This is a genomic window from Neolewinella aquimaris (assembly GCF_014197245.1).
Lineage (GTDB): Bacteria > Bacteroidota > Bacteroidia > Chitinophagales > Saprospiraceae > Neolewinella > Neolewinella aquimaris.
The window spans coordinates 268,711-295,561 of record NZ_JACIFF010000005.1; the positions used below are offsets into that span (position 1 = coordinate 268,711).

General features: G+C 58.3%; 23 protein-coding genes. 14 read left to right on the forward strand and 9 right to left on the reverse strand.

From position 1 onward, the window contains the following. The first annotated feature begins 40 nt into the window (after positions 1-40). On the forward strand, positions 41-1,168 hold the full coding sequence (locus GGR28_RS11295; RefSeq protein WP_183495992.1) for an aspartate aminotransferase family protein: 1,128 nt from the start codon (positions 41-43) through the stop codon (positions 1,166-1,168). 281 nt (positions 1,169-1,449) lie between these two features. Beyond that, positions 1,450-2,481 (forward strand): DNA polymerase III subunit delta, encoded by a 1,032-nt coding sequence (holA, locus tag GGR28_RS11300; protein ID WP_183495892.1) that lies wholly within the window; start codon positions 1,450-1,452, stop codon positions 2,479-2,481. A gap of 68 nt (positions 2,482-2,549) precedes the next feature. Here holA and GGR28_RS11305 read toward each other — a convergent pair whose 3' ends face one another. Beyond that, positions 2,550-3,125, reverse strand: coding sequence for a CvpA family protein (locus GGR28_RS11305; protein WP_183495893.1), 576 nt, complete (start codon positions 3,123-3,125; stop codon positions 2,550-2,552). A 56-nt stretch (positions 3,126-3,181) separates the two neighbouring features. Here GGR28_RS11305 and GGR28_RS11310 point away from each other — a divergent pair, with 56 nt between their 5' ends. The 5 genes from GGR28_RS11310 (at position 3,182) to GGR28_RS11330 (ending at position 6,786) form a co-directional block, all read left to right on the forward strand. After that, complete coding sequence (locus GGR28_RS11310) at positions 3,182-4,126, forward strand: D-2-hydroxyacid dehydrogenase (RefSeq protein WP_183495894.1); 945 nt, start codon at positions 3,182-3,184, stop codon at positions 4,124-4,126. Beyond that, positions 4,113-4,589: a hypothetical protein gene (locus GGR28_RS11315; RefSeq protein WP_183495895.1), complete on the forward strand. Its 477-nt coding sequence runs from the start codon at positions 4,113-4,115 to the stop codon at positions 4,587-4,589. Before GGR28_RS11310 ends, GGR28_RS11315 begins: the two co-directional genes overlap by 14 nt. A gap of 91 nt (positions 4,590-4,680) precedes the next feature. Continuing rightward, positions 4,681-5,166 carry a D-glycero-beta-D-manno-heptose 1-phosphate adenylyltransferase gene (gene rfaE2 / locus GGR28_RS11320; protein WP_183495896.1) on the forward strand — a complete coding sequence of 162 codons (486 nt, stop codon included), beginning with the start codon at positions 4,681-4,683 and terminating at the stop codon, positions 5,164-5,166. A 36-nt stretch (positions 5,167-5,202) separates the two neighbouring features. Continuing rightward, positions 5,203-5,991 (forward strand): Nif3-like dinuclear metal center hexameric protein, encoded by a 789-nt coding sequence (locus GGR28_RS11325; protein ID WP_183495897.1) that lies wholly within the window; start codon positions 5,203-5,205, stop codon positions 5,989-5,991. A gap of 30 nt (positions 5,992-6,021) precedes the next feature. After that, positions 6,022-6,786: a zinc ribbon domain-containing protein gene (locus GGR28_RS11330; protein ID WP_183495898.1), complete on the forward strand. Its 765-nt coding sequence runs from the start codon at positions 6,022-6,024 to the stop codon at positions 6,784-6,786. A gap of 72 nt (positions 6,787-6,858) precedes the next feature. Here the strand turns inward: GGR28_RS11330 and GGR28_RS11335 are convergent, their stop codons facing one another. Further along, positions 6,859-7,293, reverse strand: a complete 435-nt coding sequence (locus tag GGR28_RS11335; protein ID WP_319936723.1) for a four helix bundle protein — start codon at positions 7,291-7,293, stop codon at positions 6,859-6,861. 231 nt (positions 7,294-7,524) lie between these two features. Here GGR28_RS11335 and GGR28_RS11340 point away from each other — a divergent pair, with 231 nt between their 5' ends. Together GGR28_RS11340 and GGR28_RS11345 are read left to right on the forward strand one after the other, a co-directional pair. Next, entirely contained in the window at positions 7,525-8,859 is a 1,335-nt protein-coding gene (locus tag GGR28_RS11340) for a saccharopine dehydrogenase C-terminal domain-containing protein (protein WP_183495900.1), read from the forward strand. After that, complete coding sequence (locus tag GGR28_RS11345) at positions 8,849-10,159, forward strand: lipopolysaccharide biosynthesis protein (RefSeq protein WP_183495901.1); 1,311 nt, start codon at positions 8,849-8,851, stop codon at positions 10,157-10,159. Before GGR28_RS11340 ends, GGR28_RS11345 begins: the two co-directional genes overlap by 11 nt. 129 nt (positions 10,160-10,288) lie before the next feature. Here the strand turns inward: GGR28_RS11345 and GGR28_RS11350 are convergent, their stop codons facing one another. Next, the gene (locus GGR28_RS11350; protein WP_183495902.1) at positions 10,289-11,104 is read right to left on the reverse strand and encodes a class I SAM-dependent methyltransferase; all 816 of its coding nucleotides are present in this window, start codon (positions 11,102-11,104) and stop codon (positions 10,289-10,291) included. A gap of 186 nt (positions 11,105-11,290) precedes the next feature. Between GGR28_RS11350 and GGR28_RS11355 the strand changes: the two genes are divergently transcribed. Both GGR28_RS11355 and GGR28_RS11360 read left to right on the forward strand, forming a co-directional pair. Next, positions 11,291-13,066: an aminopeptidase P family protein gene (locus GGR28_RS11355; protein ID WP_183495903.1), complete on the forward strand. Its 1,776-nt coding sequence runs from the start codon at positions 11,291-11,293 to the stop codon at positions 13,064-13,066. Positions 13,067-13,138: 72 nt separating this feature from the next. After that, positions 13,139-14,923: an ABC transporter ATP-binding protein gene (locus GGR28_RS11360; protein WP_183495904.1), complete on the forward strand. Its 1,785-nt coding sequence runs from the start codon at positions 13,139-13,141 to the stop codon at positions 14,921-14,923. A 133-nt stretch (positions 14,924-15,056) separates the two neighbouring features. On the opposite strand, the gene GGR28_RS11365 is transcribed toward GGR28_RS11360, so the two are convergent. After that, a complete protein-coding gene (locus tag GGR28_RS11365) occupies positions 15,057-15,557 on the reverse strand; it encodes a peptidase associated/transthyretin-like domain-containing protein (protein WP_183495905.1) in 501 nt (166 codons plus the stop codon). Positions 15,558-16,259: 702 nt separating this feature from the next. On the opposite strand from GGR28_RS11365, the gene GGR28_RS11370 reads away from it, so the two are divergent. Continuing rightward, positions 16,260-17,186, forward strand: a complete 927-nt coding sequence (locus tag GGR28_RS11370) for a Gfo/Idh/MocA family protein (protein WP_183495906.1) — start codon at positions 16,260-16,262, stop codon at positions 17,184-17,186. Positions 17,187-17,202: 16 nt separating this feature from the next. On the opposite strand, the gene GGR28_RS11375 is transcribed toward GGR28_RS11370, so the two are convergent. Next, positions 17,203-18,681 (reverse strand): flavin-containing monooxygenase, encoded by a 1,479-nt coding sequence (locus GGR28_RS11375; RefSeq protein ID WP_183495907.1) that lies wholly within the window; start codon positions 18,679-18,681, stop codon positions 17,203-17,205. 38 nt (positions 18,682-18,719) lie between these two features. Then, positions 18,720-21,101 (reverse strand): glycoside hydrolase family 95 protein, encoded by a 2,382-nt coding sequence (locus GGR28_RS11380; RefSeq protein ID WP_183495908.1) that lies wholly within the window; start codon positions 21,099-21,101, stop codon positions 18,720-18,722. Between the two features lie 75 nt (positions 21,102-21,176). On the opposite strand from GGR28_RS11380, the gene GGR28_RS11385 reads away from it, so the two are divergent. Next, complete coding sequence (locus GGR28_RS11385) at positions 21,177-22,211, forward strand: alpha/beta hydrolase (RefSeq protein ID WP_183495909.1); 1,035 nt, start codon at positions 21,177-21,179, stop codon at positions 22,209-22,211. 37 nt (positions 22,212-22,248) lie between these two features. Here the strand turns inward: GGR28_RS11385 and GGR28_RS11390 are convergent, their stop codons facing one another. Next, on the reverse strand, positions 22,249-23,142 hold the full coding sequence (locus GGR28_RS11390; protein ID WP_246416643.1) for a sugar phosphate isomerase/epimerase family protein: 894 nt from the start codon (positions 23,140-23,142) through the stop codon (positions 22,249-22,251). 49 nt (positions 23,143-23,191) lie between these two features. Then, positions 23,192-23,956 carry a Stf0 family sulfotransferase gene (locus GGR28_RS11395; RefSeq protein WP_183495910.1) on the reverse strand — a complete coding sequence of 255 codons (765 nt, stop codon included), beginning with the start codon at positions 23,954-23,956 and terminating at the stop codon, positions 23,192-23,194. A 197-nt stretch (positions 23,957-24,153) separates the two neighbouring features. On the opposite strand from GGR28_RS11395, the gene GGR28_RS11400 reads away from it, so the two are divergent. Then, positions 24,154-25,323, forward strand: a complete 1,170-nt coding sequence (locus tag GGR28_RS11400; RefSeq protein WP_183495911.1) for a hypothetical protein — start codon at positions 24,154-24,156, stop codon at positions 25,321-25,323. Positions 25,324-25,363: 40 nt separating this feature from the next. On the opposite strand, the gene GGR28_RS11405 is transcribed toward GGR28_RS11400, so the two are convergent. Beyond that, positions 25,364-26,779: a sulfatase gene (locus GGR28_RS11405; RefSeq protein WP_183495912.1), complete on the reverse strand. Its 1,416-nt coding sequence runs from the start codon at positions 26,777-26,779 to the stop codon at positions 25,364-25,366. Positions 26,780-26,851: the final 72 nt, after the last annotated feature.

The window sequence follows — 26,851 nt, forward strand, 5'->3', positions numbered from 1 at the left end:
CAATTTTTTGAAACATATTGCCCAGACCAGTCCGGCTCCCATGGGGCTCGAGATCGCCGGGGGGGAGGGCGTTTACCTCATCGATACCGCCGGGAAGCGTTACCTGGACCTCATTGCCGGCATCGGGGTGAGCGCACTGGGGCACAACCACCCCGCCGTGGTGGAGGCCGTACAGCGGCAGGCGGGCACCTATATGCATACCTTAGTATACGGGGAGTTCGTGCTAGGGCCTCAGGTGGAATTGGCTACGCTGCTGTGTGCGCACTTGCCCGCGAGTCTCGACAATGTGTACTTCACGAATTCCGGAACCGAGGCCACCGAGGGGGCTATGAAACTGGCCAAGCGGGTGACGGGGAGGGCCGGGATCGTCTCGGCTACGTATGCTTACCACGGAAGCACCCAGGGGGCGGCCAGCCTGATGTGGCCGAAGGACTTTACCCGTGCCTTTCACCCCCTGCTGCCGGGTGTCGATCACCTGGAATTCAATGATGACGCTGGGCTGAAACTCATCACCCCCCAAACCGCCGCCGTCGTTCTGGAGACCGTACAGGCGGAGTGGGGCATTCGGAGGCCGCGCAAGGAATGGTTGCAGGCGGTGCGCAGGCGGTGCGACGAGGTGGGTGCGCTGTTGATCCTCGACGAGATTCAGGCCGGTATGGGTCGTACCGGCACCCTCTTTGCCTTCGAGCAGTATGGTGTGGTGCCGGATATTCTGCTGCTCGCCAAAGGCTTCGGTGGGGGCATGCCATTGGGCGCCTTCGTGGCCGGTCGGGAAATCATGCGCGCCCTGACCGAAAATCCGGTACTGGGCCACATCACTACCTTCGGTGGTCATCCGGTGAGCTGCGCGGCAGGACTGGCTACGTTGCAGACCCTGACCCGGGACGCAGAACTCATTGCTTCGGTAGGGGAGAAAGAGGCTCTCTTCCGCCGGCTACTTGTTCACCCAAAGATCCGCGACATCCGCTCCGCCGGGCTGTGGATGGCGGTGGAGCTGGGTGACTTCGATGAGATCCGCCGCGTGATCGCCCGCTGTCTGGAACGGGGGCTGATTACCGACTGGTTCCTCTTTAATGAGCGTAGTTTACGCATCGCCCCGCCGCTGACGATTACCCACGAAGAGATCGAATGGGCGTGTGGGGTGTTGCTGGAGGCGATGGGGGATTAATTTAACCAGTCGTCGGACGAGCCTCGTACCTCGGTCGGCCGACGACGACGGCCCCTCGTCGGCCGAGCCTAAGCTCGTCCGCCGAGTCGGGCCCAAGGGCAATCACGCCGGAACAAAGGCAGGCCCATCACCAGTTAGCTTGATCGAATAGTCGGCGGACGAGCCTCGTACCTCGGTCGGCCGACGACGACGACGACGACGGCCCCTCGTCGGACGAGCCTCGTACCTCGGTCGGCCGACGACTTCCACGTACATTTGACCTAGTAAACTGTAAATTCCTCTTGGACTTCTCTTCCCTCCTCAAATCCGTAAAGGCCAAAGACTTCGCCCCCATCTACCTGCTGCACGGGGAGGAGCCGTACTTCATCGACCAGCTCGAGGAGTCCATTGAGCAGCACGCCCTACAGGAGCACGAGCGGGCCTTTAATCAGACCATTCTCTACGGAAAGGATACCGAGCACCTGCAGGTGATCGACGCCGCCCGCCGCTTTCCGATGATGGCGGAGCGCCAACTGATCATCCTCCGCGAAGCCCAGGATATGCGCGACCTGAAGGAACTGGCCGCTTACGCCGCCAAGCCCGCGCCCACTACGGTGCTCGTCATCAGCCACAAGCACAAGAAGCTGAACGGCAACCTCGCCCTCACGAAGAACATCAAACAGAACGGCGTCGTCTTCGAGTCGAAGGGGCTGTACGACAACAAGGTGCCCAACTGGATCAGCGGCTACCTCCGCGACCGCAAGTACCGCATCCAGCCCGAAGCCAGCAACCTCCTCGCCGAGTTTCTGGGCACTAGCCTCGGCAAGATCACGAACGAGCTGGACAAGCTCATGCTTAACCTATCCCCGGGCACCGAAATTACAACCCAGATCGTAGAAGACCAGGTGGGCGTAAGCAAGGATTACAACGTCTTCGAGCTGCAACGGGCCATCGGCCACCACGATACGGTAAAGTCCGCCCGCATCCTCAACTACTTCCGCGCCAACCCCAAGGCCGCCCCCCTGCCCATGGTGACCGGAAGCCTCTACAACTACTTTAGCAAGGTCTACCTACTTAAAGAACTTCACCGCAAACGCGAAAGCCGCCAGGAGATCATGAAGGTCCTCGGCCTCCGCTTCGACTTCTTCCTCGAAGACTACGAAAAGACCGCCCGCAACTACAGCGAACCCGCCCTCCAACGCCTCTTCGCCCTCCTCCGCGAATACGACCTAAAGAGCAAGGGCGTCGACAGCAACCTAGCCGGCAAGGGAGAGCACGAGTTGCTGAAGGAGCTGGTGTGGAAGATAATGAATATTAGTACGGTAGTCATTTAGTACGGTAGTACGGTAGGCTGTATGTACCTACTACCGTACTACCTGACTACCGTACTACCCGACTACCCCTATTCTTCCAAGTCAAAAATACTATCACTCTCCCCCCGCTCAACGTTGTCCTTTAGGCGGTCCATGGCGTTGACGGCTTGCTCGTAGAAATCGTAGAAAATGGGAAATAGCGCCTTGCCCCGTTCGATGACGATATCAGGCAGCTGGATGAGCACGGGATAGGTGATGCTGTCGGCCTTTACCTCGTCGGTGATGATCTTGCTGCGGTCGCCGAAGTAGACGAGCCCGGAAAAGATGAAGGTGAAGAAGAGACCGGAAAGCAAGCCGCCCAGTACCTGGTTGATGAAGTTGATGTTGACCGATTCCATAAAGCCCGTGAGGCCCCGCGCCAGGATGCGGAACAGAATGAGCGTCAGGAAAAACAGTAGCACGACCCCGATGATAAAGCCCCCCGCACTCGTGACGGCCGGGAAGGCGTCGAAGATCATGTCCCCCGCAATCGGGCCGAATTTCATGGCCGCCAGTACGCCGAAGATGTAACTGACCAGGCTGAGCACGGTAGAAATTATCCCCCGGCTATAGCCGACCCAGAAACCGTAAGCAAGAAATATGAGGCAAACGATGTCGATGACCATAGCACAAAGGTACGGGACACGTGGGTTATCTTTGCGGCCCCCAAATTATCCCCGCTATGATCCGCATTCTCGCAAACGATGGTATCGCCGACAACGGCAAACAACTTTTGGAAGACGCCGGCTACGAAGTCGTCACCGATAAGATCGCCCAGGACGACCTGATGACCGAACTCAATAACTTCGACGCCATCATCGTCCGCAGCGCCACGAAAGTGCGCAAGGAACTGATCGACGCCAGCCCCAATCTCAAAGCCATCCTGCGCGGCGGCGTTGGCATCGACAACATCGACCACGAATACGCCGAAAGCAAGGGAATCCCCACCTACAACACCCCCGCCGCCTCCAGCGAAGCCGTTGCCGAACTGGTCTTCGGCCACTTCTTTGCCCTGAGCCGCTTCATTCACCGCTCCAACCGCGAACTGGTAGCCAAGGATGGCGACTTCAACAAACTCAAGAAGGCCTACGCCGGCGGACAACAGCTGCGCGGCCGCACCCTGGCCGTGATCGGCTTCGGTCGCATTGGAATGGCCGCCGCCCGCATCGGTCTCGGTCTGGGCATGAAGGTAGTCGCCGTGGATCCCTTTAAGGAGGAAGACACCGTCAAGCTGGAATTTGCCGACGGGCGCAGCATCGACTTCCCCATTAAGACGATCTCCCTCGAGGAAGCCATCAAGCAGGCCGACTACATCACTATCCACGTGCCCGGCGGCAACCTAATCAACACCGACGAGATCGCCAGCATGAAGGACGGCGTCATCATTGCCAACACCAGCCGCGGCGGCGTCATCAACGAAGATGCCCTCCTGGAAGCACTGAACAGCGGCAAGGTCGCCGGCGTCGCCCTCGATGTTTTCGTCGGTGAGCCCAAACCCCGCCGCGACCTGCTCGAGCACCCCCGCGCCAGCGTTACGCCCCACATCGGAGCGGCTACCAACGAGGCGCAGGACAACATCGGCGTCGAGCTGTTCGAGAAAATCCGCGATCACTTTGCTAAAAAATAAACGAGCGGCAACGGCGGTCTTCGAGCTGGCCTGGTGGGCCTTCGCCCTGGTACTGGCCGCGCTCGTGCTGCTGCCGATCTACGATTCGATCCCGGAGTTTCCCTTCTTCGTTCCCAACTTCATCTACGTCGTCGTGGCCGTGACGCTCACGCGCTACCTTTTTCTCCTACGCGTAAGCTGGCTGCGCGATCATCTGATCGTACAGGCCGGTCTGGCCCTCGCCCTGATTCCCCTGATCTTTTACATGATCCAGGCCTTTAACGGGTTCATTATTTTCTTCGATGAGCGGGGACCGGACGTACTCGTCAAATCACTCGACCCGGCGGTGGGAGAGACGATGGACCGCTACATGCACGCCGAGTTTCGCTTCTTCGGAATATGGGCGATTATGGCGGCGGTGGTCACTCCGTTTCGCCTCACGTACAATGCGTGGAAGCGGTACCGGGCGGGAGTGCGGAAATAAATATACGTTTTATCCGGTCGCTAACACGAATAATCACTGTTTAAAGGGCTAGCTTGAAGGGCCCAACCCAATTTCTCAGCGAATATTCGCCATGACGCCTCTCGAACTGGTTTACGATAAGCTCCTCCCCCTCACCGAACTGAGCCGCCGCCGCTGTGGTTGGCGGACGCGGAGCCAACCCACGGTATTCACCAACGGCGTCTTCGACCTCGTGCACCCCGGCCACCTCACCTACCTGGCCCAGGCCGCCGGACTCGGACAACGCCTCATCGTCGGAGTGAATTCCGACGCCAGCGTACGACGCCTGAAGGGAGATTCCCGTCCCGTGATGCCCCTGGCCGCCCGGATGCAACTGCTCGCCAGCCTCTTTTTCGTAGACGGCGTAGTAGCCTTCGAAGAAGATACGCCCCTCGAATTGATCAAAATCCTACGCCCCGATATTCTCACCAAGGGCGGCGACTACACCGAAAGCACCATCGTCGGAGCTCCCGAAGTAAGAAGCTGGGGGGGCACCGTGGAGGTCCTTCCCTTCCTGGAGGGGCATTCTACGACCGGTATTCTCGAGCTCATCGGATAATTGCCCGCTCCTGCGTTCCCGCCCAAACTTACGTTTATGACCATCCGGCAAGTCACCGATTACCTCGAAGGCATCGCTCCCGTGCACCTGCAGGAGAGCTACGACAACGCCGGCCTGATCGTTGGCGACCCGGCGGAGGAAGTCACCGGAATCCTTACCTCCCTCGACTGTACGGAAGACATCATAGCGGAGGCGGCGGCGCGCGGGTGCAATGTCGTTGTGGCCCATCACCCCATCGTGTTCCGGGGGCTGAAGCGGTTGAATGGTGCCAACTACGTAGAACGTACGGTGATTAAAGCCATCCGCCTTGGCATCGCCATCTACGCCATCCATACCAACCTCGACAACGTCCGCTTCAGCGGGGTCAACGAGCGGCTCGCCGAGCGGCTCGGACTGACCGACCTGCGACTGTTAAAGGCCAAAAATGAAGAGGAGACCGTAGGCTCCGGCATGGTGGGGGAACTGCCCGAACCGCTGCCCGAAACGGACTTTCTGGCGCTTTTGCAGGAGCGTATGCTGGCAACCGTAGTGCGCCACACCCCCTTGCTGGGAACTCCGGTTCGTACCGTGGCCGTGGCCGGTGGTGCGGGCGGCTTTCTGCTGGAGGATGCAAAACGAGCCGGGGCGCAGGCTTTTGTGACGGCCGACTACAAGTACCACGAGTTTTTCGATGCCGACGGCGAGCTGGTGATTTGCGACATCGGGCACTACGAAAGCGAACAGTTTACAACTCAATTACTTGCGGACTTGTTAAGTAAAGAATTTACTACCTTTGCGGTCCTTTCGACGGAGCGGAACACGAATCCGGTCCGCTACTATGTCTAAAGGACCCTTCACTTTATAAAGCTATCCTGCATGGCCGCTGCTGCCCCCACCGAACTGACGGTTGAAGAAAAAATGCGCGAACTATATCGCCTGCAACTCATTGATTCTCAGATCGACGAGATTGAAATCCTCAAAGGCGAGCTTCCCATGGAAGTAAGTGACCTCGAAGACGAGATCGCCGGCCTCGAGACCCGCATCAGCCGGACCGAAGCCATCGTCGACGAACTGCGCACCGAGATCAGCCGCCACGACGCGAACGTCAACGAGTCCGACATGCTCATCTCCCGCTACGAGGAGCAAATGAACAATGTTAAGAACAACCGCGAGTACGAGGCCCTGATGAAGGAAACCGAGATGCAACGTCTCGAGATCCAGCTCAGCCAGAAGAAAGCCAAGACCGCCAGCGAGGATCTGGAAGGTCGTCAGGCTACCCTCGATGCCACTAAGGAGCGCCGCGACGCCAAACTCAAATTGCTCGAAGTAAAGCAGGAGGAGCTCAAGAGCATCATCGCCAAAACCGAGAAGGAGGAGAAAAAGCTCCGCCGCGCCTCCGACAAGCAGCGCAAGATCATCGAAGATCGCCTCCTGCGCGCCTACGACAAGACCCGCAACAACTACCGCAACGGCCTCGCCGTCGTGACCGTCGAGCGCAACGCCTGCGGCGGTTGCTTCAACGCCATCCCGCCCCAGCAACAGCTCGAAATCAGCCAGCGTAAGCGCCTCATGGCCTGCGAGCACTGCAGCCGCGTGTTGGTGGATGATACGATTATGGAGGAGATGGAAGTAGAGGGGTAAATAGTACGGTAGTACAGTAGTATGATAGTACGGTAGTACAGTAGCCTCTTATTTGCTGGTTTGTTGAAGAGTTCACTTTGTGCTTCTGGTTCCTGCCTTGGTAAATTGATGAGGGTTGTTTCTCATGTGGGAGAGTAACCTGCCTACTTCTTCGGAAGCGGTAATGTATTTAGCGTAGTGCGCTTCTGTCAAGTAGTTATGTGCCAGGGCTAGGTCAAGCCAAACCTGCGTTTCGTAGTTTTCTGAAATGCAATCGGCAAGTTTTGCTTGGTAATGTTTCAGGTATGCTCTTCGCCCATAAGCTTCAGCTAAATTTGCACAGACCGATCTGGAAGATCGAGTGATTTGATCCGTTAACTTCCAGCGTTCACTCGTTGGAAACGTACTGCAGAGATTGCGAATTGATATAGCTAAAGCTAATCCTTTCTGATAAGCCAGCCAATTTCTGAATTTCGAGGTCGCCATATCGCCGTTTTTTGCGAAAGTCGACAGAAATGGTCTTATCATTCGTCAAATATCCATATATAGACGACTACATGCGTTTGCAAACACCTGCATAAGCTTACCTGACTGCGGCTTGCCAGTGCTTGTCTAAGGTACCCTCAGTTTAATGTTCCGGTAGCGTGACCTCGCCCCCTTTCAAAGCTTGTATGGTTTTATAGGATCTCTACCGTACTATTGTACTACCTCCTACCGTACTACAGTTCTACCCCCTTTTACATTACCTCCCCCCTTCCCATGTCCTCCCGAATCCTCATCATCGGCGCCGGCCGCTCCTCTTCCGCCCTCATCAAGTACGCCCTTGACAACAGCGAACGCCTCGGTTGGAACGTGACGGTGGCGGATGCCGACCCGGCAGCGGCAGCGGCAAAGGTCAACAACCACCCCCGCGGAACGACCGCCTGGCTCGACGTGACCAAAACCAACGACCGGCGCGAACTCATCGGGCGCTCGGATATTGTGGTCTCTCTTCTGCCGGCCCACCTGCACATTGAGGTAGCGCAGGACTGCATTCGGTTAAAGAAACACCTGGTCACCGCCAGCTACGTCAGTCAGGAGCTGTACCGCCTTGGCGATGAGGCCCGCGACCGGGAACTGATGTTCATGGGAGAAATGGGACTGGATCCCGGCATCGACCACATGTCGGCCATGCAGCGCATCAATGCCATCCGGGAAAAGGGTGGGACGGTCACGGCTTTTCGATCCTTCACCGGCGGACTGATCTCCCCGGAAAGCAACGACAACCCCTGGGGCTATAAATTCACCTGGAACCCCCGCAACGTAGTACTGGCCGGGCAGGGAACCGCACAGTACCTAGATGAGGGGAAACTCAAGTACCTCCCCTATTACCGCCTGTTCTCCAATACGTGGGACGTAGACATCGAGGGCGTCGGAAAATTCGAAGCCTACGCCAATCGCGACAGCCTCCTTTACCGCGAGCAGTACGGACTACAAAACATACCCACCATACTCCGTGGCACCCTCCGCTATCCGGGATTTTGCGCGGCCTGGAACGCACTGGTACGCATCGGAATGACCGACGGCGACTTCCCCATCCTCGACAGCAGCAGCATCACCTATCACGAATTGATGGAAGCCCTGGCGCCCAACGGCAGCGGCTCGGTGAAGGACCGCATCGCACAAATGCTCAAACTCGACCCCAACGGCGAAGTGATGGAACGCCTCGTCTGGCTCGGCTTATTCCGTAAGAAGCGCATCAAACTAAAGGGAGCCACCCCCGCGCTCATTCTCGAAAACCTCCTCCTCGACCGCTGGCAGCTCCAGCCCGAAGACAAGGACCTGATCGTGATGCAACACCAGATCGACTACCAGGCCAACGGCCGCTCCTTCCGCGATGTATCTAACCTGGTGATGAAGGGTGAAAATGCCCAGGATACCGCCATGGCACGCCTGGTCGGCCTACCCCTCGGAATTTTCGTGCGCCTGATGAGTGAAGGCAAGATCCAGACGACCGGCGTACACATCCCTACCATGCGAGAAGTCTACGAACCCGTACTGGAGGAAATGAAGGATTACGGACTAGACTTCACCCACCACACGGTTGACCTCTAGCGGACTGGTCAGGGCCGGTCAGTTCAATCAGGCCGTACGGCAGGGGGCGTACATCATCATTGCCCTGGCGCTCCCCCGGCTGGGTATACCCACCGAACAGATCGGCGAATGGGAAAGTCTCTTGTTCCTCGGCTTCGTACTTGGCTTCGGCTGGACCACCGGCCTGCTCCAGGGGTTCCTGATCAAAATGGGGAAGTTTGCCGGGCTACAGGCTGAGGGCTTCGCGCGGGCAGCCGTCATCACGACCGGTCTCTTCTCCGCGGGCATTCTGGCGATCGCTGCCCTCTTTCACGCTCAGTTGTTCGTCGTGCTGCAACTCGATGACGCACCCGTTGGCTGGTACTTTTTCTTTGTTCTCCTGCTCAGCCGCTGGCCCTCGTACTGTTTTGAACAGGCGTTGTTGCTCACCGGGCGCGCGGGGCTGCTTACCCTTTACGCTGTCTTCAATGCGCTCGGACTCGTCCTTTCGCTGCTGCTTCCCCTCTATTTGGGGTACGACCTGTTAAGCGCAATGAAGGTTTTGGCGGGCTTCGCGGGAGCAAAGGCTTTCGGTTTAGTGCTGTGGTCATTGGTGGGTAGCCGAAAGAATCCAGTCCTAACCGACACCGACTCACGGGCCGAAATGAGTAACTGGCTGCGGATCAGCCGCCCGCTGATGGCCTACGCCACCGTAGGTGCCCTTGTTTCGGCGGTGGACCCGTGGATCGTCAATTACTGGTCGGGTGGGGATGAGGAGATATTTGCCATTTTCCGCTACGGGGTGCGCGAGCTGCCCTTCCTGGCTGCCCTCATTAACGGGATGACGGTGGTCGCCATTCCGGTTATCGCCCGGGATAAGGAAGGGGGGCTGAAGATTTTGCGGGACCAATCGCGAAAATTGTTCCACTACATCTTCGCCCTCACGTTCCTCATGATGCTCACCGCCGAATGGTGGTGGACCCGCGTCTTCACCGAGGCCTTTGCCGATAGCCTCCCCGTGTTCTACACCTACCTGCTGGTCGTAGGTTGCCGACTGGTCTTCGCGATGACGGTACTCACCGCACTCAACGAAACCAGGAAACTATACCTCTGGGGCCTACTCGAGCTCGCCGTCAACGTCGTCTTATCCCTCGCCCTCGCACCACGCTACGGACTGCTGGGGATCATCTGGGCGACCGTCATCGCCAGTTACTTTCACGAAGTTTGCCTGGTCCTTTACCTCCGCTACTGCACCGGAACCGACTGGCACAATTATGCGGACCTGCGGTGGTATGGTACTTACCTATTAGGACTCTTCCTGGCATACTGGTGGGTAACGTAACTGCTCGTCGGCCGACTGTGCCACCTCGTCGGCCGACGCTAAGTCGTCCGCCGAATAGTGACTAGAGACGTAGTCAATCCGCGATAAAAATTTGTCTCGGACTAGAGGCCACTCAACCTGAGACCAACCTTATTTGCGAACGACAATCACCAGCCGCGAGGGTTTTTTCACCACCCGATTTGCCAGTTTGTCCACCATTCGCCAGGCGCTAAAGGGAAGGACCTGTAGAAACTTGTGCGTGCGCAAATACAGTAATGCCTTATTGGAAAGGGTGATGGTTTCGTACTTGATATCCGGGAAAGGAGCCAGCAACGAGGCCACCAACGTTTCGTTAAAACTGTGGAGATGAGCGTGTAGGGGCGTTCGTCGGTTGCAGTGAATGCACAGGGAGTACTGTATCGTTTCGTTGTAGGGCGTGGAGATTACGATGGTACCCCCGGGTCTCACCACGCGGATGAGCTCGGAAAGGTAATTGGGCACATCCGGCACGTGCTCCATCACTTCGGAAGAAACGATGGCATCGACGGAGCCGTCGCGGAAGGGCAAGTGAAGCACGTCACCCGCCACGGCGAAATGATTGCTTTTCAGATTGCGACGATATGTTTCCGTGGTATTGTGTAGCGAAAGATCGAAGGAAATAACGGCCTCCTTCTCCGGCAGAAGCTCACGCGCTACCCAGCCATTTCCGCAACCTACGTCAAGCACCACTTGCGCCGTACTGGGCAAGCGACGGAGAATTTCCTGGTGCAGTCGGGCATTTTCGTGTACCGTGGCCGGATCGACGGGTTCGACAAAGTAATCGAAGGCGAGGGCATCGCGCTGATAGTGCTCGACGTAATCGGGAGACCTGTCCGCTTCGGGCAGTAGATTATATACCCCCTCGGCAGTGCGGTAGGCCTCAGGGTTACCCGATTCCAATTGCAGTACGGAACTAATTTCAAACATGCCGTAAAGCTACGGACCAAATCAGGCTAACACCATTACACCAGCGAACCCACGGAGCAAACTGTCGGGAACCGTTATTTTTAGCCTTCATCCTAATAGCCTGCACCCGCGCGCCGCCGCCCGCGCCCCCTCAATCCCTCTTCCCCTCAACCCCTTCATTCCTTCCACCCCTCAACCCCCCTCCCCTTGACCACCCCCGAAAAACTCGCCGCCCTCCGCCACCAGATGCTGGAACACCAATTGGATGCCTACGTGATCCCCAGCGCCGACCCCCACCAGAGCGAATACCCCGCGCCGCGCTGGGCTACGCGGGAATGGCTAAGCGGCTTTTCGGGCTCGGCAGGAACGCTGGTGGTGACGCTGCACGAGGCGAAATTGTGGACCGACAGCCGCTACTTCCTGCAGGCGGAAACGGAACTGGCCGGAACCGGCATCCAGCTGATGAAACTAAAGACCCCCCACACCCCCGAATACGCCGACTGGCTCGGTGAGCACCTGCTGCGGGGGCAGACGGTAGGCGTCGACGGCCGGGTATTCAGCGCGACGGCCGCCCGCCGACTGGAGAAAAAACTGGAGAAGCACGAGATCCACCTGAAGACCGGACTCGACTTGCCCGGACTGATCTGGCCCGACCGCCCGGAACTCCCCAACCGCCCGATCAGCGAACACCTGGCCAAATTCAGCGGAGAAAAGTGGGAAGACAGACTGCAGCAACTGACCGACTGGATGACCGAGCACAACCTCGATTACTTCCTGATCTCCGCCCTCGACGAACTCGCCTGGTTGCTGAATTTGCGGGGGACGGACGTGGACTTTAACCCCCTCATGGTTGGCTACCTCATCGCCGGCCGGCGGGGCGATCATGCGGTGTTTGCCCAGCAATCCGAAGCCCTTGCCCCCTGGGCCGCTAAGCTTCCCGAACTGAAACGACTGGCCTACACCGATACGGCAAGCTACCTGCGCCGGTTGAATGCGGCAGATGCCGACATCGGATTCGACCCGGACACTACCTCCGTATACCTGGCCACGGCAGCCGGGGGAGTGGAAGTGTGCGGCATCGCCAGCCCCATCCCCCGCTGGAAAGGAATTAAAAACGAGGTGGCGCTAGATCACCTACGTGAAGTTATGACCCACGATGCGGTAGCCCTGTTGCGCCTGCGTCGGTGGCTTGACGAAGCGGTAGTAGATGGTGTCACGGAATACGAAGTAGGAGAAAAGCTGGCAGCCTTTCGGGGGCAGTACGCCAACTACGTGAGTGAAAGTTTTAATCCGATCGTCGGCTACGGCGGGAACGGTGCCATCGTTCACTACCACGCCACGCCCGAGGGGGCGGCTACCCTGAGTGCGGAGGGTATCTTGTTGGTGGACAGTGGCGGTCAGTACCACAACGGCACCACCGACATCACCCGGACCTTCGCCCTGGGTGAGCCCAGCGAGGAGCAGCGACGCAATTTCACCCTGGTCCTTCAGGGGCACATCGATCTGGCCACGGCCCACTTTCCGGTCGGCACCAGCGGCGTACAGCTCGATACCCTGGCCCGGCGGCCGCTGTGGCAGCACGAGCTCAACTACGGCCACGGTACCGGCCATGGCGTAGGCTTTTTCCTCAACGTTCACGAAGGACCGGCGGGCATCAGCCCTAATCCACGCTCCAAATCGGCCCAGCATCCCCTAGAACCAGGTATGGTACTCAGCAACGAACCGGGCTACTACAAGGAAGGAGCGTACGGCATCCGCATCGAAAACCTGGTCGTCGTACACGCATCGGAGCGGGAGGGGTGGCTTCACTTCGAGACGGTCACTCTGTTTCCGATCGACCGTCGGTTGATCGATGCGGACATGCTCACCCCACAGCAAAGAAAGTGGCTGGACGACTACCATGCACGCGTTTTGGAGAAGGTCAGCCCGCTGGTAAGTGGAGAGGAATGGGAGTGGCTAATGGAAGCCTGCGCCCCGCTTTAGGTTGCCGTCCGCGACCAACTATCTCCACCCCGGTGCGTTCACACAATCACGACCTCCGAACCCCCCTTCCCCTTGGGCGACCTTAAGTACCTCAACCGATTTTTTTGGAAATACCGCTGGCGCCTGTTGCTGGGGATCATCTTCATTTGCATCTCCAATTACTTCCAGGTCCTGCAGCCCCAGGTGATCCGCGAGGCGCTGGACCTGGTAATCGATTACGTCAATTCTTACCGACTGTACGACGGCTTTGCGGTGCAATCGGAGTTCTTCGGCATCCTGAGCCACACCCTGATGCTGTTTGCCGGACTGGTTCTCATGCTGGCCTTTATCATGGGTTTTTTCCTGTATCTGACGCGGCAAACGATCATCGTGATGTCGCGGCTCATCGAATATGACCTGCGGGAAGTTATTTTCGATCACTACCAGGACCTGAGTCTGGAGTTCTACAAGCGCAACAACACCGGCGACCTGATGTCGCGCATCACCGAGGACGTGAACAAGGTGCGGATGTACCTCGGTCCGGCCGTGATGTACTGCGCCAACCTGATCTCTACCATCCTGTTCGTCATCTTCAGTATGCTGGCGGTGAGTCCCACGCTGACCTTGTATACCCTCATTCCCCTGCCGGTACTGGCGGTGAGCATTTACTACGTGAGCAACCTGATCCACACCCGCTCTACGCTGATCCAGCAGCAACTGGCGCGGTTGACGAGCATTGCCCAGGAGGTATTCTCGGGCATCCGGGTGGTCAAGAGCTACGTGCGGGAGCGGCAGCAGATTCAGTACTTCGCCGCTCAGAGCGATACCTATAAGGACATGAGCGTGAACCTGGCCAAGATCGACGCCTGGTTCTTCCCCTTGATGATCTTTATGGTGGGGGCGGCAACGATCCTGACCGTATACGTCGGCGGACTACAGGTAGTCGCAGGTGAGATCTCCGCGGGTAACATCGCCGAGTTTGTGATCTACGTCAATATGCTCACCTGGCCCGTTACGGCCATCGGCTGGATCGCCAGCATCGTGCAACAGGCCTCGGCGAGCCAGAAGCGCATTAATGAATTCCTCGACACGAAAACCACTATCGTCGACCCTCATCCCGAGTACCGGAGCGAGATCAGGGGCGGCGTCACCTTCGAAAACGTAGAATTCGTCTATCCCGACACCGGTATCCGCGCGATCGACGGACTTAACTTCTCGCTGCAACCCGGCGAAAAACTCGCCATTATCGGGCGTACCGGCTCGGGGAAAACCTCCGTGGCCGACCTGCTGCTGCGCATGTACGACGTTACCGGTGGCCGGATTCTGATCGACGGGAAGGACATCCGTGAGGTAGGTCTGGCCAATTTGCGCCGCCGCATCGGCTACGTGCCACAGGATGTGTTCCTTTTCTCCGATACCATCCGCGCAAATATCGCCTTCGGTGCCGATCACGATCCCAGTAACGAGGAGATCGAGCAGTTTGCAAAGTACGCTGCCGTATACAAGGATATTGCAGATCTACCACTCGGCTTCGATACCCTCGTCGGCGAGCGCGGCGTAACCCTTTCCGGCGGACAAAAGCAGCGGGTTTCCATCGCCCGGGCCCTGATCAAACGGCCGGATATCGTTATTCTAGACGACGCGCTCAGTGCGGTCGATACCAATACCGAACAGCAAATTCTCGGCTACTTTAACGAGGCGCTCCAGGATAAGACGGCCATCATCATTACCCACCGCATCTACGGCCACCTCAAGTTCGATAAGATCATCGTGCTGGAAGAGGGTAGGGTAGCGGAAGTCGGCACCCACGAAGAACTCCTGGCCAATGGCGGGTACTACAGCGAAATTGTGGAGCGGCAGATGGCGGAGGAGGCGTGAAATTCCCAATTTTAAATTTCAGATTTGAAATTTGAAATTTTACGGCTCCGCTCGTGCTTCGAGTAACGGGCAAAAAAAAAGCGCAATGCCACCGCTTGGGTAACACTGCGCTCGAAGATCAACGGGAAATGGGTTATTCGGATAGTTCCACCAGGTGCGATTTCCACTCGGCGGGAATGTCGTTGAGGGTGTATACCTTCAGTTCTTCCTGCAGCACGCTGGCGGTAGACTTGTATAGTTTGTGGTTGATGAATTCCGTATCGAGCTTATACATGGCTCCGGTTGCGGGGTCGACGATCAGTAATCCGATGAAGCCGCCGAAGATGATGTTTCCGAAGTACCAGCCGTCGAGTTTGTATTCGATGGGCGCCATACCGGTATCGTAGCCGTCGAGCTCGAATTTAACTACATACTGGGCCTTCGAGAAAAAGCCGTTACCGGACTTCAATTTTATCGTTGCGGGTGTACTGCCACGGTATACGTCAACTCCTTTTTTGTCGGTGATCGTGATTTTGGCATTCGTAGGAGTGCTGTCGATCACAACGGGATAATTGCTCTTACTCACAATGCTCGCGCAGCCGGTCGAAAATACCATAAGCGCGGCAAGCAGAATAGCGGTAAAATTTTTAATCATAAATAGGGTAAAATAAGGTGAGTGCCTACTCCCGTTTAGGGTCCGCTTTCGGCATATTCAGACCGGTTTCGATATGTTACCCACCACAAACGGCGTATTACCGGGCGTATTGCTTATATATGAGATAATAAATCATACTTGGGCGGGCACGCAGGTGCAGCGCAACGGGCAACAAGCAATGTACGCTGGACCGGAGTTACCTATCTCGGACCGGAGGCTGCTTGGCCGGAGGATTTAAAATTGGGAATGTGAAATTTAAAATTTGCTTCGCCACCCCCAAAGCGTCGGGTAACCGTGGACTCCCCACGGCAAGTAAACTCCGATCCACACGTTGCTGAACCTGAATGTGACCTAATCTATGATCAATCCGTGACCATCTATGGTGAAAAAATGTCTCAGACCAAAATCCGCTCGACCTAAATCCGCGAAAATTCGCGAAGACAATCCGCCTAAATCTGCGTTGAAAAAACGTCTCGAACCAGAGGCCGCTCGACCTGAGTGCGACCTAATCCGTGATCAATCAGTGGCCATCCGTGGTGAAATAACGTCTCAAATTAGAGACCGCTCGACCTAAATCTGCGAAAATCCGCGAAGACAATCCGTTTAAATCTGCGTTGACAATACGTCTCGGACCAAAGGCCGCTCGACCTAAATCCGCGTTTAACAGCCCAGCCCGGAAGTCCTCTAGCCTATATTCACCACATGACCCATACCTCACCCCTTCGCATCGCCCTCATCGGACTCGGAGACATCGCCCAAAAAGCATACCTGCCGATAATGGCCGCATATCCCGGGGTAGAGCCGATCCTCTGCACCCGGGACGAAAGAGTACTGACGTCACTAGCCAAACGCTATCGAATCCGGAAAACCTGTACCACCGTAGACGACCTCATCGCTCAGCGACCGGATGCCGCCATGGTACATACTTCGACCGAGAGCCACGTGGATATCACTACCAAATTATTGGAGGCCGGCATCCCGGTCTTTGTAGACAAACCACTGAGTTATTCACTTGCCGGGGCGGAACAAATACTGGAAGTGGCCGAACGACAAGGGCTACCACTCTTTGTCGGATTCAACCGCAGGTACGCCCCCCTGATCAGTTCACTCCGAGCGGATGCAAATACCCTCCAGGTTAATTGGCAAAAAAATCGGGTCGACCTGCCGGGAGATATTCGACATTTCATTTTCGACGATTTTATCCACGTAGTGGATGGACTGCGCTTTCTCGCCCCGGGACCAGCAACGGACCTGACAGTACACTCCCGTCTCGTAGAAGGGAAGCTCGCTAATTTACAGGTACGCTGGACCCGGGAAGATTGCCTGCTCACCGGCGGGATGAACCGCATCAGTGGAGTTACGGAAGAACGGATAGAGTATTTCACCCCCGACAATACCTGGCTGATCGAGGACCTGCACCGGGGAAGTCACTTTCAGCACGGAAAAACAAATAACCTGTCGTTCGGTCACTGGGAGCCTACCCTGGTCAAGCGGGGCTTCGTGGCAATGCTCGACCACTGGATCGCCACGGTTCGCAACGGCGGTGCAGACTCTAAACAACTGGAGGATATACGCCTAACCCACGCCCTCTGCGAAACCATCGTGGAGCGCGTGCTGCGGGGCGGGTAATAAAGCGCTACGTAGGCTACTTTTCCGTTTCCGGGCCACCGAACTTCAGCACGCCATCGTCGATTCGTTGCAATCGGGTGAGCAGGGCATCGGCCAGGTAATTCTGATAAACGCGCCAGGGGTGGCGGGAACCCTGTACCGGCAAAATGGCGCCGGCCCGCTGAATGTATCCGGCGCTGAAGTCCAGAAGGGGGCGGGCTTCCACCTCCGCATCGGGTTGCGGTATCACCGTCCGATAGCCCTTGCGGTCCATGTAGTTCAGGAGGCGACAGACGTAGTTGGCGGTAAGGTCGGTCTTGAGGGTCCAGGAGGCGTTCGTGTACCCGAAGGCGACCGCGAAGTTGGGTGTTCCGGCGGCGAGCATCCCTTTGTAGAGCATGATATCCTGGGTACGGATTTCCTGGCCATCCAGACTGAGGCGCGCGCCGCCCATAAGCTTGATCCGGAGGCCGGTAGCCAGTACGATGAGATCGGCCAGTAGCTCCTTCCCTGATTGCAGCCGAATACCGTCGGCCGTAAACCGCTCGATGTGGTCCGTCACCACCTCGGCCTTACCCGCGCGAATGACCCGGAAGAGGTCGCCGTCGGGGACCAGGCACAATCGCTGGTCCCAGGGGTCGTAGCTGGGATTGAAATGCGTATTCACGTCAACTTCCGGTCCTAGTTGCCGGCCGGCTTGGCGCATAATCCACCGCTTAATGCGGTTGGGGAACACCTGAGAGACGCCGTAAAGCGCCATACTGAGACCGAGGTTGATCCACCGGTTGATGCGGTAGGCCCACCGTTCCGACACAAAGCGTCTGAGGCGGAGGTAGGGCGCGCTGCGGTTGGGCACCGTCATGATGTAGGTTGGGGACCGCTGGAGCATCGTTACGTGGGCGGCGCGTTCGGCCAGGGTGGGGACGAGGGTAACCGCCGTAGCGCCGCTGCCGACCACCACTACCCGCTGGTCCTCATAGTCCATGTCGTCGGACCAGAACTGAGGATGTACAATGCGGCCGCGAAAAGCTGCTTCTCCCGGAAAAGTAGGCCGGTGGGCTTCGGTGTAGCTGTAGTAGCCGCTGCACATATAGAGAAAGCGGGTGCGTAGGGTGCGTTCCGTACCATCGTGTTCAACGGTGAGGGTCCAGCTGGCGGTGGTGCTATTCCAGTCAGCTGCAGTGACCCGGTGTCCGTAGCGGATGTGGCGGTCGATGCCGTTTTCGGTTACGGTTTCCCGCAGGTACGTCATGATGTCGTCGCCCGCGGCCAGCGACTGGGGTTGTCGCCACGGCCGGAACCGGTAGCCGAAGGTGAACATGTCCGAGTCCGAGCGTACTCCCGGGTAGCGAAACAGGTCCCAGGTACCCCCCAACTGCTCCCGGGCCTCCAGAATAGCGAAGCGTTTGCCGGGGCATTTTTCCTGCAACCAGTAGGCCGTTCCGATGCCCGAAAGTCCGGCCCCGACGATGAGGACGTCGAATGGTTCGTCATGTGGTGGTGTCCCGTCGAACATGGCTTTTCACTTATTTTCATTGCACCCGCGGCCCCGCCCTAAAATTCAAGCACGGTCTGCTCGCCTGCTTTGAGGGTGACCGGTCTTTGGTCGTCTCCGAAAATTACGGTGGTGGAACCATTCGCCCGGGCGGTGATGGTGGCACGTGCGGGGCGTGAATTTTCCCACTCGAGATCGACCACGAAGCCTCCGCGTGCCCCCATGCCGGTGACTGATCCCGATGGCCAGGCGGCGGGAAGGGCGGGTAGGAGATGGATGGTGTCAGCGCTCGACTGCATCAGTAATTCGATGACGGCCGCCGCTCCCCCGAAGTTACCGTCGATCTGGAAGGGTGGGTGGGCGTCGAGCAAATTCGGATAGGTGCCGCCGTGCCGTGCGCCCACCGGTGGGACGTAGCGCAGGAGGGTGCGGTACATGCGGTAGGCCCGGTCGCCGTCCCGGAGGCGTGCCCAGAGATTGATGCGCCAGCCTTTGGACCAGCCGGTGGTTTCGTCGCCCTTGATGTCGAGGGTGGTGCGGGCGGCGTTGGCGAGCTCCGGGGTTAGTTGGGGGGAAATGTGGTGGCCCGGGTGCAGTCCGAAGAGGTGGGTCTGGTGGCGGTGCTGGGGGTCCTGGTCTTCCCAGTCGTAGTACCATTCCTGCAGATTGCCCTGTCGGCCGACGCGGTAGGGGTGGAGGTTGTCGTGCGTTTCCCGCACCCGGGTGGTGAAGGGGTCGGCAATGTTCAGTGCCCCGGATGCGGCCAGGAAGTTGGCGAACAGCTCACGTAGCATGGCCAGGTCCGCCGTGGCCCCGTAGAGGGTGGAGCCGACGTAGCCGTCGGGGGTGATGTACTTGGCCTCGGGAGAGGTGGACGGGGAGGTGATCCAGTGGCCGGCCGTGTCCTGCACGACCCAGTCTAGGCCGAACTGCACCGCGCCCTTCAGCAGGGGATAGGCCTCGTCGCGTAGGTAGTCCGCGTCCTGCATATAGAGGTACTGCTCCCAGAGGTGAGTAGCCAGCCAGACGCCGCCAAAGTTCCAGTTGGCCCAGTTGGGGTCGCCCGTGCCGAAGTCGCCGACCGGATTGCTCAGGGCCCAGATGTCGGAATTGTGGGCCGCGGCCCAGCCGCCGGTGCCGTAGTAGTTGCGGGCGGTGCGAGCGCCGGTCTGGGCTACGTTGCCGATGAATTCCAGCAGGGGAGTGTGAAGATCCGAGAGATTGCCGGGGCCTATGAGCCAGTAGTTTTCCTCGGCGTTGATGTTGATGGTGTAGTTGCTGCTCCAGGGCGGGCGCAGGTGGGGGTTCCAGAGGCCCTGCAGGTTGGCGGGGACGCCGGGAGTACGCGAGCTGGAAATCAGCAGGTAGCGACCGAAGTTGAAGTACAATTCCTCCAAAGCCTTGTCTTCCTCGCCCGTGGCGTACCGCTGTAGTCGCGCATCGGTGGGCAGGTCCGGGGCGGAGGTCGCGCCGAGATCGAGGTGGAGGCGGTCGTAGAAGCTGCGGTAATCGATTACGTGAGCCTCGCGCAGGGCAGCATAGTCTTTCTTACTGGCGGCGTCGAGGGCGGCGGCGGCTAGCGCGCGGTTGTCGAGCCCTTCCCGGGCCGGGTCCTTGTCGAAGCCACTGAAGCTGGTGGCGATCGATACCAGGATGACCGCCTCGCTGACTCCGGAGAGCTCCAGGGTGGTGTCGGTTGCGGTGACCTGCCCATCCGTATGCTTCACCCGAAACAAGGAAGTAAAGCGGGTGCCACGTTCCGGATCGAAGCGAACGGCATCGGGAAGGTCGCCACGGTAGCTCGGTTCGGCGTGGTAGGGGGCGTAGCCGTTGACGTGAAGGTCGCCGTCGCTTACCTCCGTTTGGTAGCGGAGCAGGCTGCCAAAGCGCAGGGTGGTGTTGATTGTCCCGGGGCGGTCGCTGCTCAGGCGAATGGCGATCACTTTATCCGGGTGGGAGACGAAGTATTCCCGCGTAAGCTCGGTGCCGCCGGATTGGTAGGACACGCGGGCGGTGGCGTTGCTGAGATCCAGTTCACGCCGGTAGTCGGTGATGTCGTTCGGGGTATCGAAGTCCAGCATCAGGGTGCCCAGCGGGGCGTAGGAGGCGGAGAAGGGACCCTGTAATATTCTGTTGAGGGAGTCGGCGGCCCGGTAGTCTTCGCGAGCGAGCGCGGCTCGGATAGCCGGCAGGTTTCCCGCAACGTCGGGGAAGTAACTGCTGTCTACGGGTTCGCCGGACCACAAGGTCAGGTCGTTCAGGTAAATGGTATCCGTGCCCGTCCCCCCGAAGACCGAGGCTCCGAGCCGGCCGTTGCCGAGCACGAGGCTTTCCTCGAAGTAACGTGCCGGTTGGTCGTAGCGGAGCAGGTGATCCGGAGCCGATTGGGCGGTAAGTAGCGGGGATAGCGCGAGCAGGAAGAATAAAGCGATGTAGTGCATAGTGGAGAAGCTAACCGTCAATGTACTGTACGGAGCCGGTAACCTCCGATGGTTACCTTGCGCAAAAAACCGATTATGCGCCGCTACGCTTTCCTTCTCTCCTTCATTATGCTGGCCAACTGGTTGCCGGCTCAATTGGGTGGCGGCTCGGTCGTGATCGATTCCCTCCCTTCCGACCGGCTGGAGAACGCCTTCGGTGAACCGACCACGCGGGCCCTGTCGGTATACCTGCCGCCCGGCTACGCCACCTCCTCCACGCGCTACCCGGTCATCTATTACCTGCACGGCTTTCTGAACGACCACACCCTGACGCAGGAAATGGTCGCCACCCTCGACGAAGCCATTGCCGCCGGGCGGATCCCGCCGTTCATTCTCGTCGTGTCGGACAGCAAGACGCAGGTCGACGGCAGCTTCTACAGCAATTCCAGCTTCGGAAATTTCGAGGATTACCTGGCCTACGACCTGGTGGCACACATGGATGCCCGTTACCGCACCCGTTCCGACCGACTGAGCCGGGGCGTCACTGGACACAGCATGGGTGGCTACGGAGCCCTCAAACTGGCCATGCGCCACCCCGACGTGTTCAGCAGCGTGTATGCCCTTAGTCCCGGTGCACTCACGGTAGTAGGGGAGTACGGCCCCAGCAGCGAGACCTACCGCGAGCTAGCCGCCATTAATTCGATGGATGCGCTCCTGGAGTCCTACTTTCCAAAGGTGATCGTAGCCTTCGGTCGGGCCTGGTCGCCGAACGCGGATAAGCCGCCCTTCTACGCCGACATCCCGTTTTCATACGACGCAGACGGATTGCTTGTCGTCCAATCCGATGTTCTGGATAAGTGGTACGCCGAGATGCCGGTCCACATGATCGATGAATACCGGGACAACCTGCGCTCCCTTACCGCCATCAAGTTCGATTGGGGACGCAACGCCGGCGACCGCTTCGTGCGCCAGTGCGAGATGTTCAGCCAGCGACTGGAGAATGCCGGCGTGACCCATTTTGCCGAAGAGTACATCGGGACCCACACGAGTGACATCTTCACTCCGGGCGGACGGGTGTCGACGGATATGCTGCCGTTCTTCTCGGAGTACCTGGAGTTTGCGGCGGAGTAACGGGCGTTAGGACCAGCACGTCGGCTGAAGCACGACGCTATAGGTAGCGCTGTACATAACGCTTGAAGAATTCGGCACTATCCGCTACGCTGCGCATTGGGTTGTAGGTGTAGTTGCCCCCCTGCTCCAGGTAGTAGAACTCGAGTCCCGCCTCGGTAGGGTCCGGCAGGATCGTGGTATAGTCGATCGTCCCGTTGCCCAGTTCCGTATAGTCGCGGGAGACGGGGTGCATGTCCTTAATGTGCCACATGACGTAGCGGCCCGGGTGTGCGGCCACCAGTTCCTTGGGGGTGGTGGTGCCGGCGTGCATCACCCAGTACATGTCGATCTGCAGTTTGACCAGCGTGGGGTCCGTTCCGTTGACGATGAGGTCGTAGCCGGTGGTACCGTCGTGGTCCTCGAATTCAAAACCGTGGTTGTGGTAGGCGAAACCGAGACCGGCGGCGGTTATTTGCTCGCCAATCGTATTGAGTAGGTCGGGTAACCGCTGGTAGGTGGCAAGGGTGCGCTGTTCCGGGGCCATCCAGGGCCAGGTGATGTAGTTCATGTTGAGTGCCCTGGCACCCTCGATGCACTGGTCTACGAAGCGGGCTAGCTCGTCGCTCGACTTGTCCAGGTAGTCAGAGAAGCCAAAGTGGCCGCTGGATACGGTGAGATTTAAATCCTCCAGGACGGTACTGAACTCCGCAGCCGGATAGCCGTAAAACTCCCCCTTCACCTCATCGAAACCGTAAACCTCGAAATCCTCGTACCCCATCGCCTTTACTTCCCGCAGGGTGCCGATCGCGTCCTTGGCCATATCGTCGCGTATGGTGAAGAGCTGGAGGCCCATCTTGTACTTTGGGGGACTGATCATAGGGCAAGCCGCTGCGGGCAACCAGGCAGCTGCTCCGAGGGTGGCGGCCGCGGCCAGGAAATTTCTGCGTTTCATGAGAGTTGCGTAAGGGTGGGAGGAGGGACGCAAAGTAAGCAAGTCCGGATTACCACACTTTTTTTTCCATCTCCAGTTGTAGGTCCGTTCTAAATCGTTGCACCCATAGTTCGGAGCGCTCGGTCGCCGTTTTGCTAGAATACATATCCTGAATCACTACACCGTCCGCCGGTATTCCGAGGTAGTGCAGTAACTGCCTGATAGTGTCCCTATAGGAATGAATGAAGTCTTCATACACCAGTGTAAGCGGCCGAATACCGTACTTAGTAAAGTACTCCTGAATGGCGCACTCCCGCAGGTTGGCTTCCTTGAACAAGTGGGACAGGGCGGCGAAATCGTAGTGGTCCCGGTAGAATGCTTCATCGTTGGTATGGTTATGGTCAGCATCCAGGTGCCATACATTGTCCTTGATCGCCTTCCACCACGATACGGCCTGGCGGACCTTGTTTCTCCGGGTTAGGTAGATATGCTTGCAGTTCGGAAACAGATCGGCGAGCAGCGCCTCATCGTCGACGGAATCTTGAGAGCCAATACCCCGTAGTGACCTGATTTCATCGAGTATAACCTGATTTAGTGAGTGTTTAATGCCGAATACTCCGTTGGGCGTACCGCCTATTTCCCAGAGTTTTGCTTTTAGTTCGTCGTAGGTTCTTATCCCGTACTTCCCGCGGAGAGATTCGCTCTCCATCAGATTAAAGTACTCCCCGGGTGTGCCGGCAACGCCGGTCTGTTCCAGGCCCTTGCACAGTAGGGTACTGCCGTTGCGCTGACTGAACCAGATGCGGTAAGTAGTATGGGGCTGGTATGCAGGCATCCGGGGTTCGAATTGTTGAAAAGCAATATACCGTTTGCCGTAGGCTTTTTCCCGGTATGACCTGCCAGTAAGTACTCATCAGAAATAACCCGAAGCAGGATGATAGCGGCGCGTGAATCCGTGGTTAATCCGTGCTAGACGAAGTCGATCCGTGGTGAAACCCCCTCACCAGTCACCCGTAAGGTAAATTAGCCCCCATGGTCGACGGAAACATTGAGGTAGGCATCATGAAGCTCGACGTAGCCGGCCGCGATGCCCGCTCCCTGAGCGAACTGACGCACCTGGCAACCGAGCACTTTTCCCGGGTTATTCAGCGGGAGCCGCGGCTTCGGGTCAAGTCGTTCACCTTCGCAGGTCCCCACCTGGCCCCCGAGCGGGACGGGTACCGGGCACTCGATTTCGTACAGATCGGCATCAACGAAAAGACGGAGCGCCAGCTTGCCTTTCTGATCATTGTGACGGAAGTGGAAATTGCCGCCCCCACACTTTCCTACCTGCTCGCCCTGCCCTCCCAGCTCACAAACGTGGCCATCATTTCAACGCGGCGACTGGCGGATTTCGGATCGAAGGAGATCAAGGACCATTCCCTCATGGCCGACCGCCTCGCCACCCTGATGCTCCACTGCTTCGGGCGGCTGCTGAACCTCAACTACCACCCGGAGCGTACGAACTACATGGCCCGGATCGAAGTGCCGGCAGACCTTGATCGGATGCGCCAGTTCACCGACGGCCAGTTTGCCCGTATGGCCACCAACCTCCCGGCCGAGGCTAACGATCGCTACTCGAAAGAAAACCGGGCAGCCTTCATCCTCCGGCAGACGGCCGCCAACATCCCCCGCATCGTCCGCGGCGCGCTCCGGGCTAACCCCCTCCGGATAGCGACCAAGCTGCCCACCATGATCGCCACCGCCCTGTCGGTGATCATTATCCTGATCTTCGGGGGAGAGACCTGGGACTTCTCCGCCTCCGCATCGGCCGGCCAGCTCGCGGTCTTTGTGGGGGCCAGCTTCGTAACGGCCACCTTCGTGCTGTACCGGGCATTCTCGTTTAAACTAGTCTCCACCCGCCACGGCAAAACCTCCGAGAGTTCGGTCGTGACTGCGGCAGCGACTTACCTCGCGCTGGTCCTTACGCTGATTTGCCTGTTCGTGCTTTTCGGCCTACTGATGTACGGGGTGGTACTATTCGTCTTTCCGGATCCGCTCATGAGCACGTGGACCTCGGACAAGGACGGCTCCTCCTTCGGGGCACACATGCGACTGGTCGCCTTTCTGGCGGCGGTAGGGGTGCTGTCCGGCTCCCTCGGCGGTTCGGCAGATTCGAGATCCGTCGTGCGCAATGTGCTCTTCGCCGTCGACGAAACGTAAGCCACACTCGTCGGCCGACCCTAAGTCGTCCGCCGAGTCGTCACTGTAGACGCTTCCGCAGCTCCAACCTTAAAGATTCTACCACCTCTGGATTTTCCTCCGCCACGTTCACCGTCTCTTTCCCGGCGGTAGTATGGTCGTACAACTCAACGAAACCATCATCGTGCAGCGTCAATCGGTGAGTGTCCGTGCGAATCGTTTTCGCTTTGTTGGTGTACGCCACGGCGGGGTGACCGCTCGCTTCCGGTTGCTCCAGTATTCCCCTCAGCGATATCCCTTCCGTAAATTCCGGCACCCCGATACCCGACAGCTCACAAAGCGTCGGAAAAATATCCAGTGTCTCCACGATCGCATCGGCACGCGCGCCCGCCCGCTTCATACCGGGGTAGTGAACGATCAGCGGCGAGTGCAGCGATTCCTCAAACAGGCTGTGCTTGCCCCAAACGCCATGCTCGCCGAGGTGCCAGCCGTGGTCGCCCCACAGGACGACGATGGTGTTTTTATCCGCGCCGCTCCGCTGCAACCCGGCCAGTATTTTCCCGACCTGGGCATCCGCGTAACTCACGCAGGCGGCGTAGTGCCGGCGCACCTCCTCCGCAAAGTCGGCATCCTCGTTCGGGTTTTTGCCCCAACGGTTATACTTCATGAATTCGCCGGACCCGTGCCAGGTGGTACGCCCCGCCGGCTTCTCCGGATGCGCGATCGGGGGAAATTCGACTCCAGCGTAACGATCCAAGTAGGCCTGCGGAGCTCCGAAGGGCAGGTGGGGTTTGATCAGTCCTATGGCCAAAAAGAAGGGTTGATCGGCAGCCGTCAGCAAACCGAGCTGGTGCAGCGCCTCCTCCGTAATCACGCCATCCGGATAGATGTCGTCTTCGCCTTCGGCAGCCTGAAACACATCCATTCCACCCGCATCGCTGCGTATTTCTCCGTGAGCCAGTCCGTGCATGGCTCCCCGGGGGTGTTTCCATTTGGCTGCGGGCATAAGGTGGCGGTCCCAGGCTTCGGGCATTTCGACGATGGTGCTGTCGTTCCAGTCCGGACCTCCTCTGCCGCCGGGATGGTGACTGACCTTCCCCACGGATACCGTCGTGTATCCACTACTCCTAAAGTATTCCGGCATACTGGGCGGTACGTTCGCCGTATCCGCTGCCCGCATAAAGAGCGCATTGTTCCCCGCCGGGCCGTACCGTCCGGTCAGCAAGGTATACCGGGAGGGGCCGCAACTTGGCGCGTTCACGAAGTGCCGTTGAAACGAAACTCCCCGCCCCGCCAGCGCATCAATATGTGGCGACGAGATGTGCTCCGCCCCAAAACTCCCCAATTCAGGCCGCAGGTCATCGACACAGATCAGCAGCACATTGGGCTTAACGGTCGTTTGCGCATTCCCCCGACTCCCCACTGACAGCAGGCATAAAATGACATACAGCAAAAATGGCCACGGCCGTACTTTCATCGCCCCTAAAGTAAAGCGTTCCATTCGGGCGGCGGCGCGCAGGAGCAATAAAATTCGGGAAAGCGCAGCCCT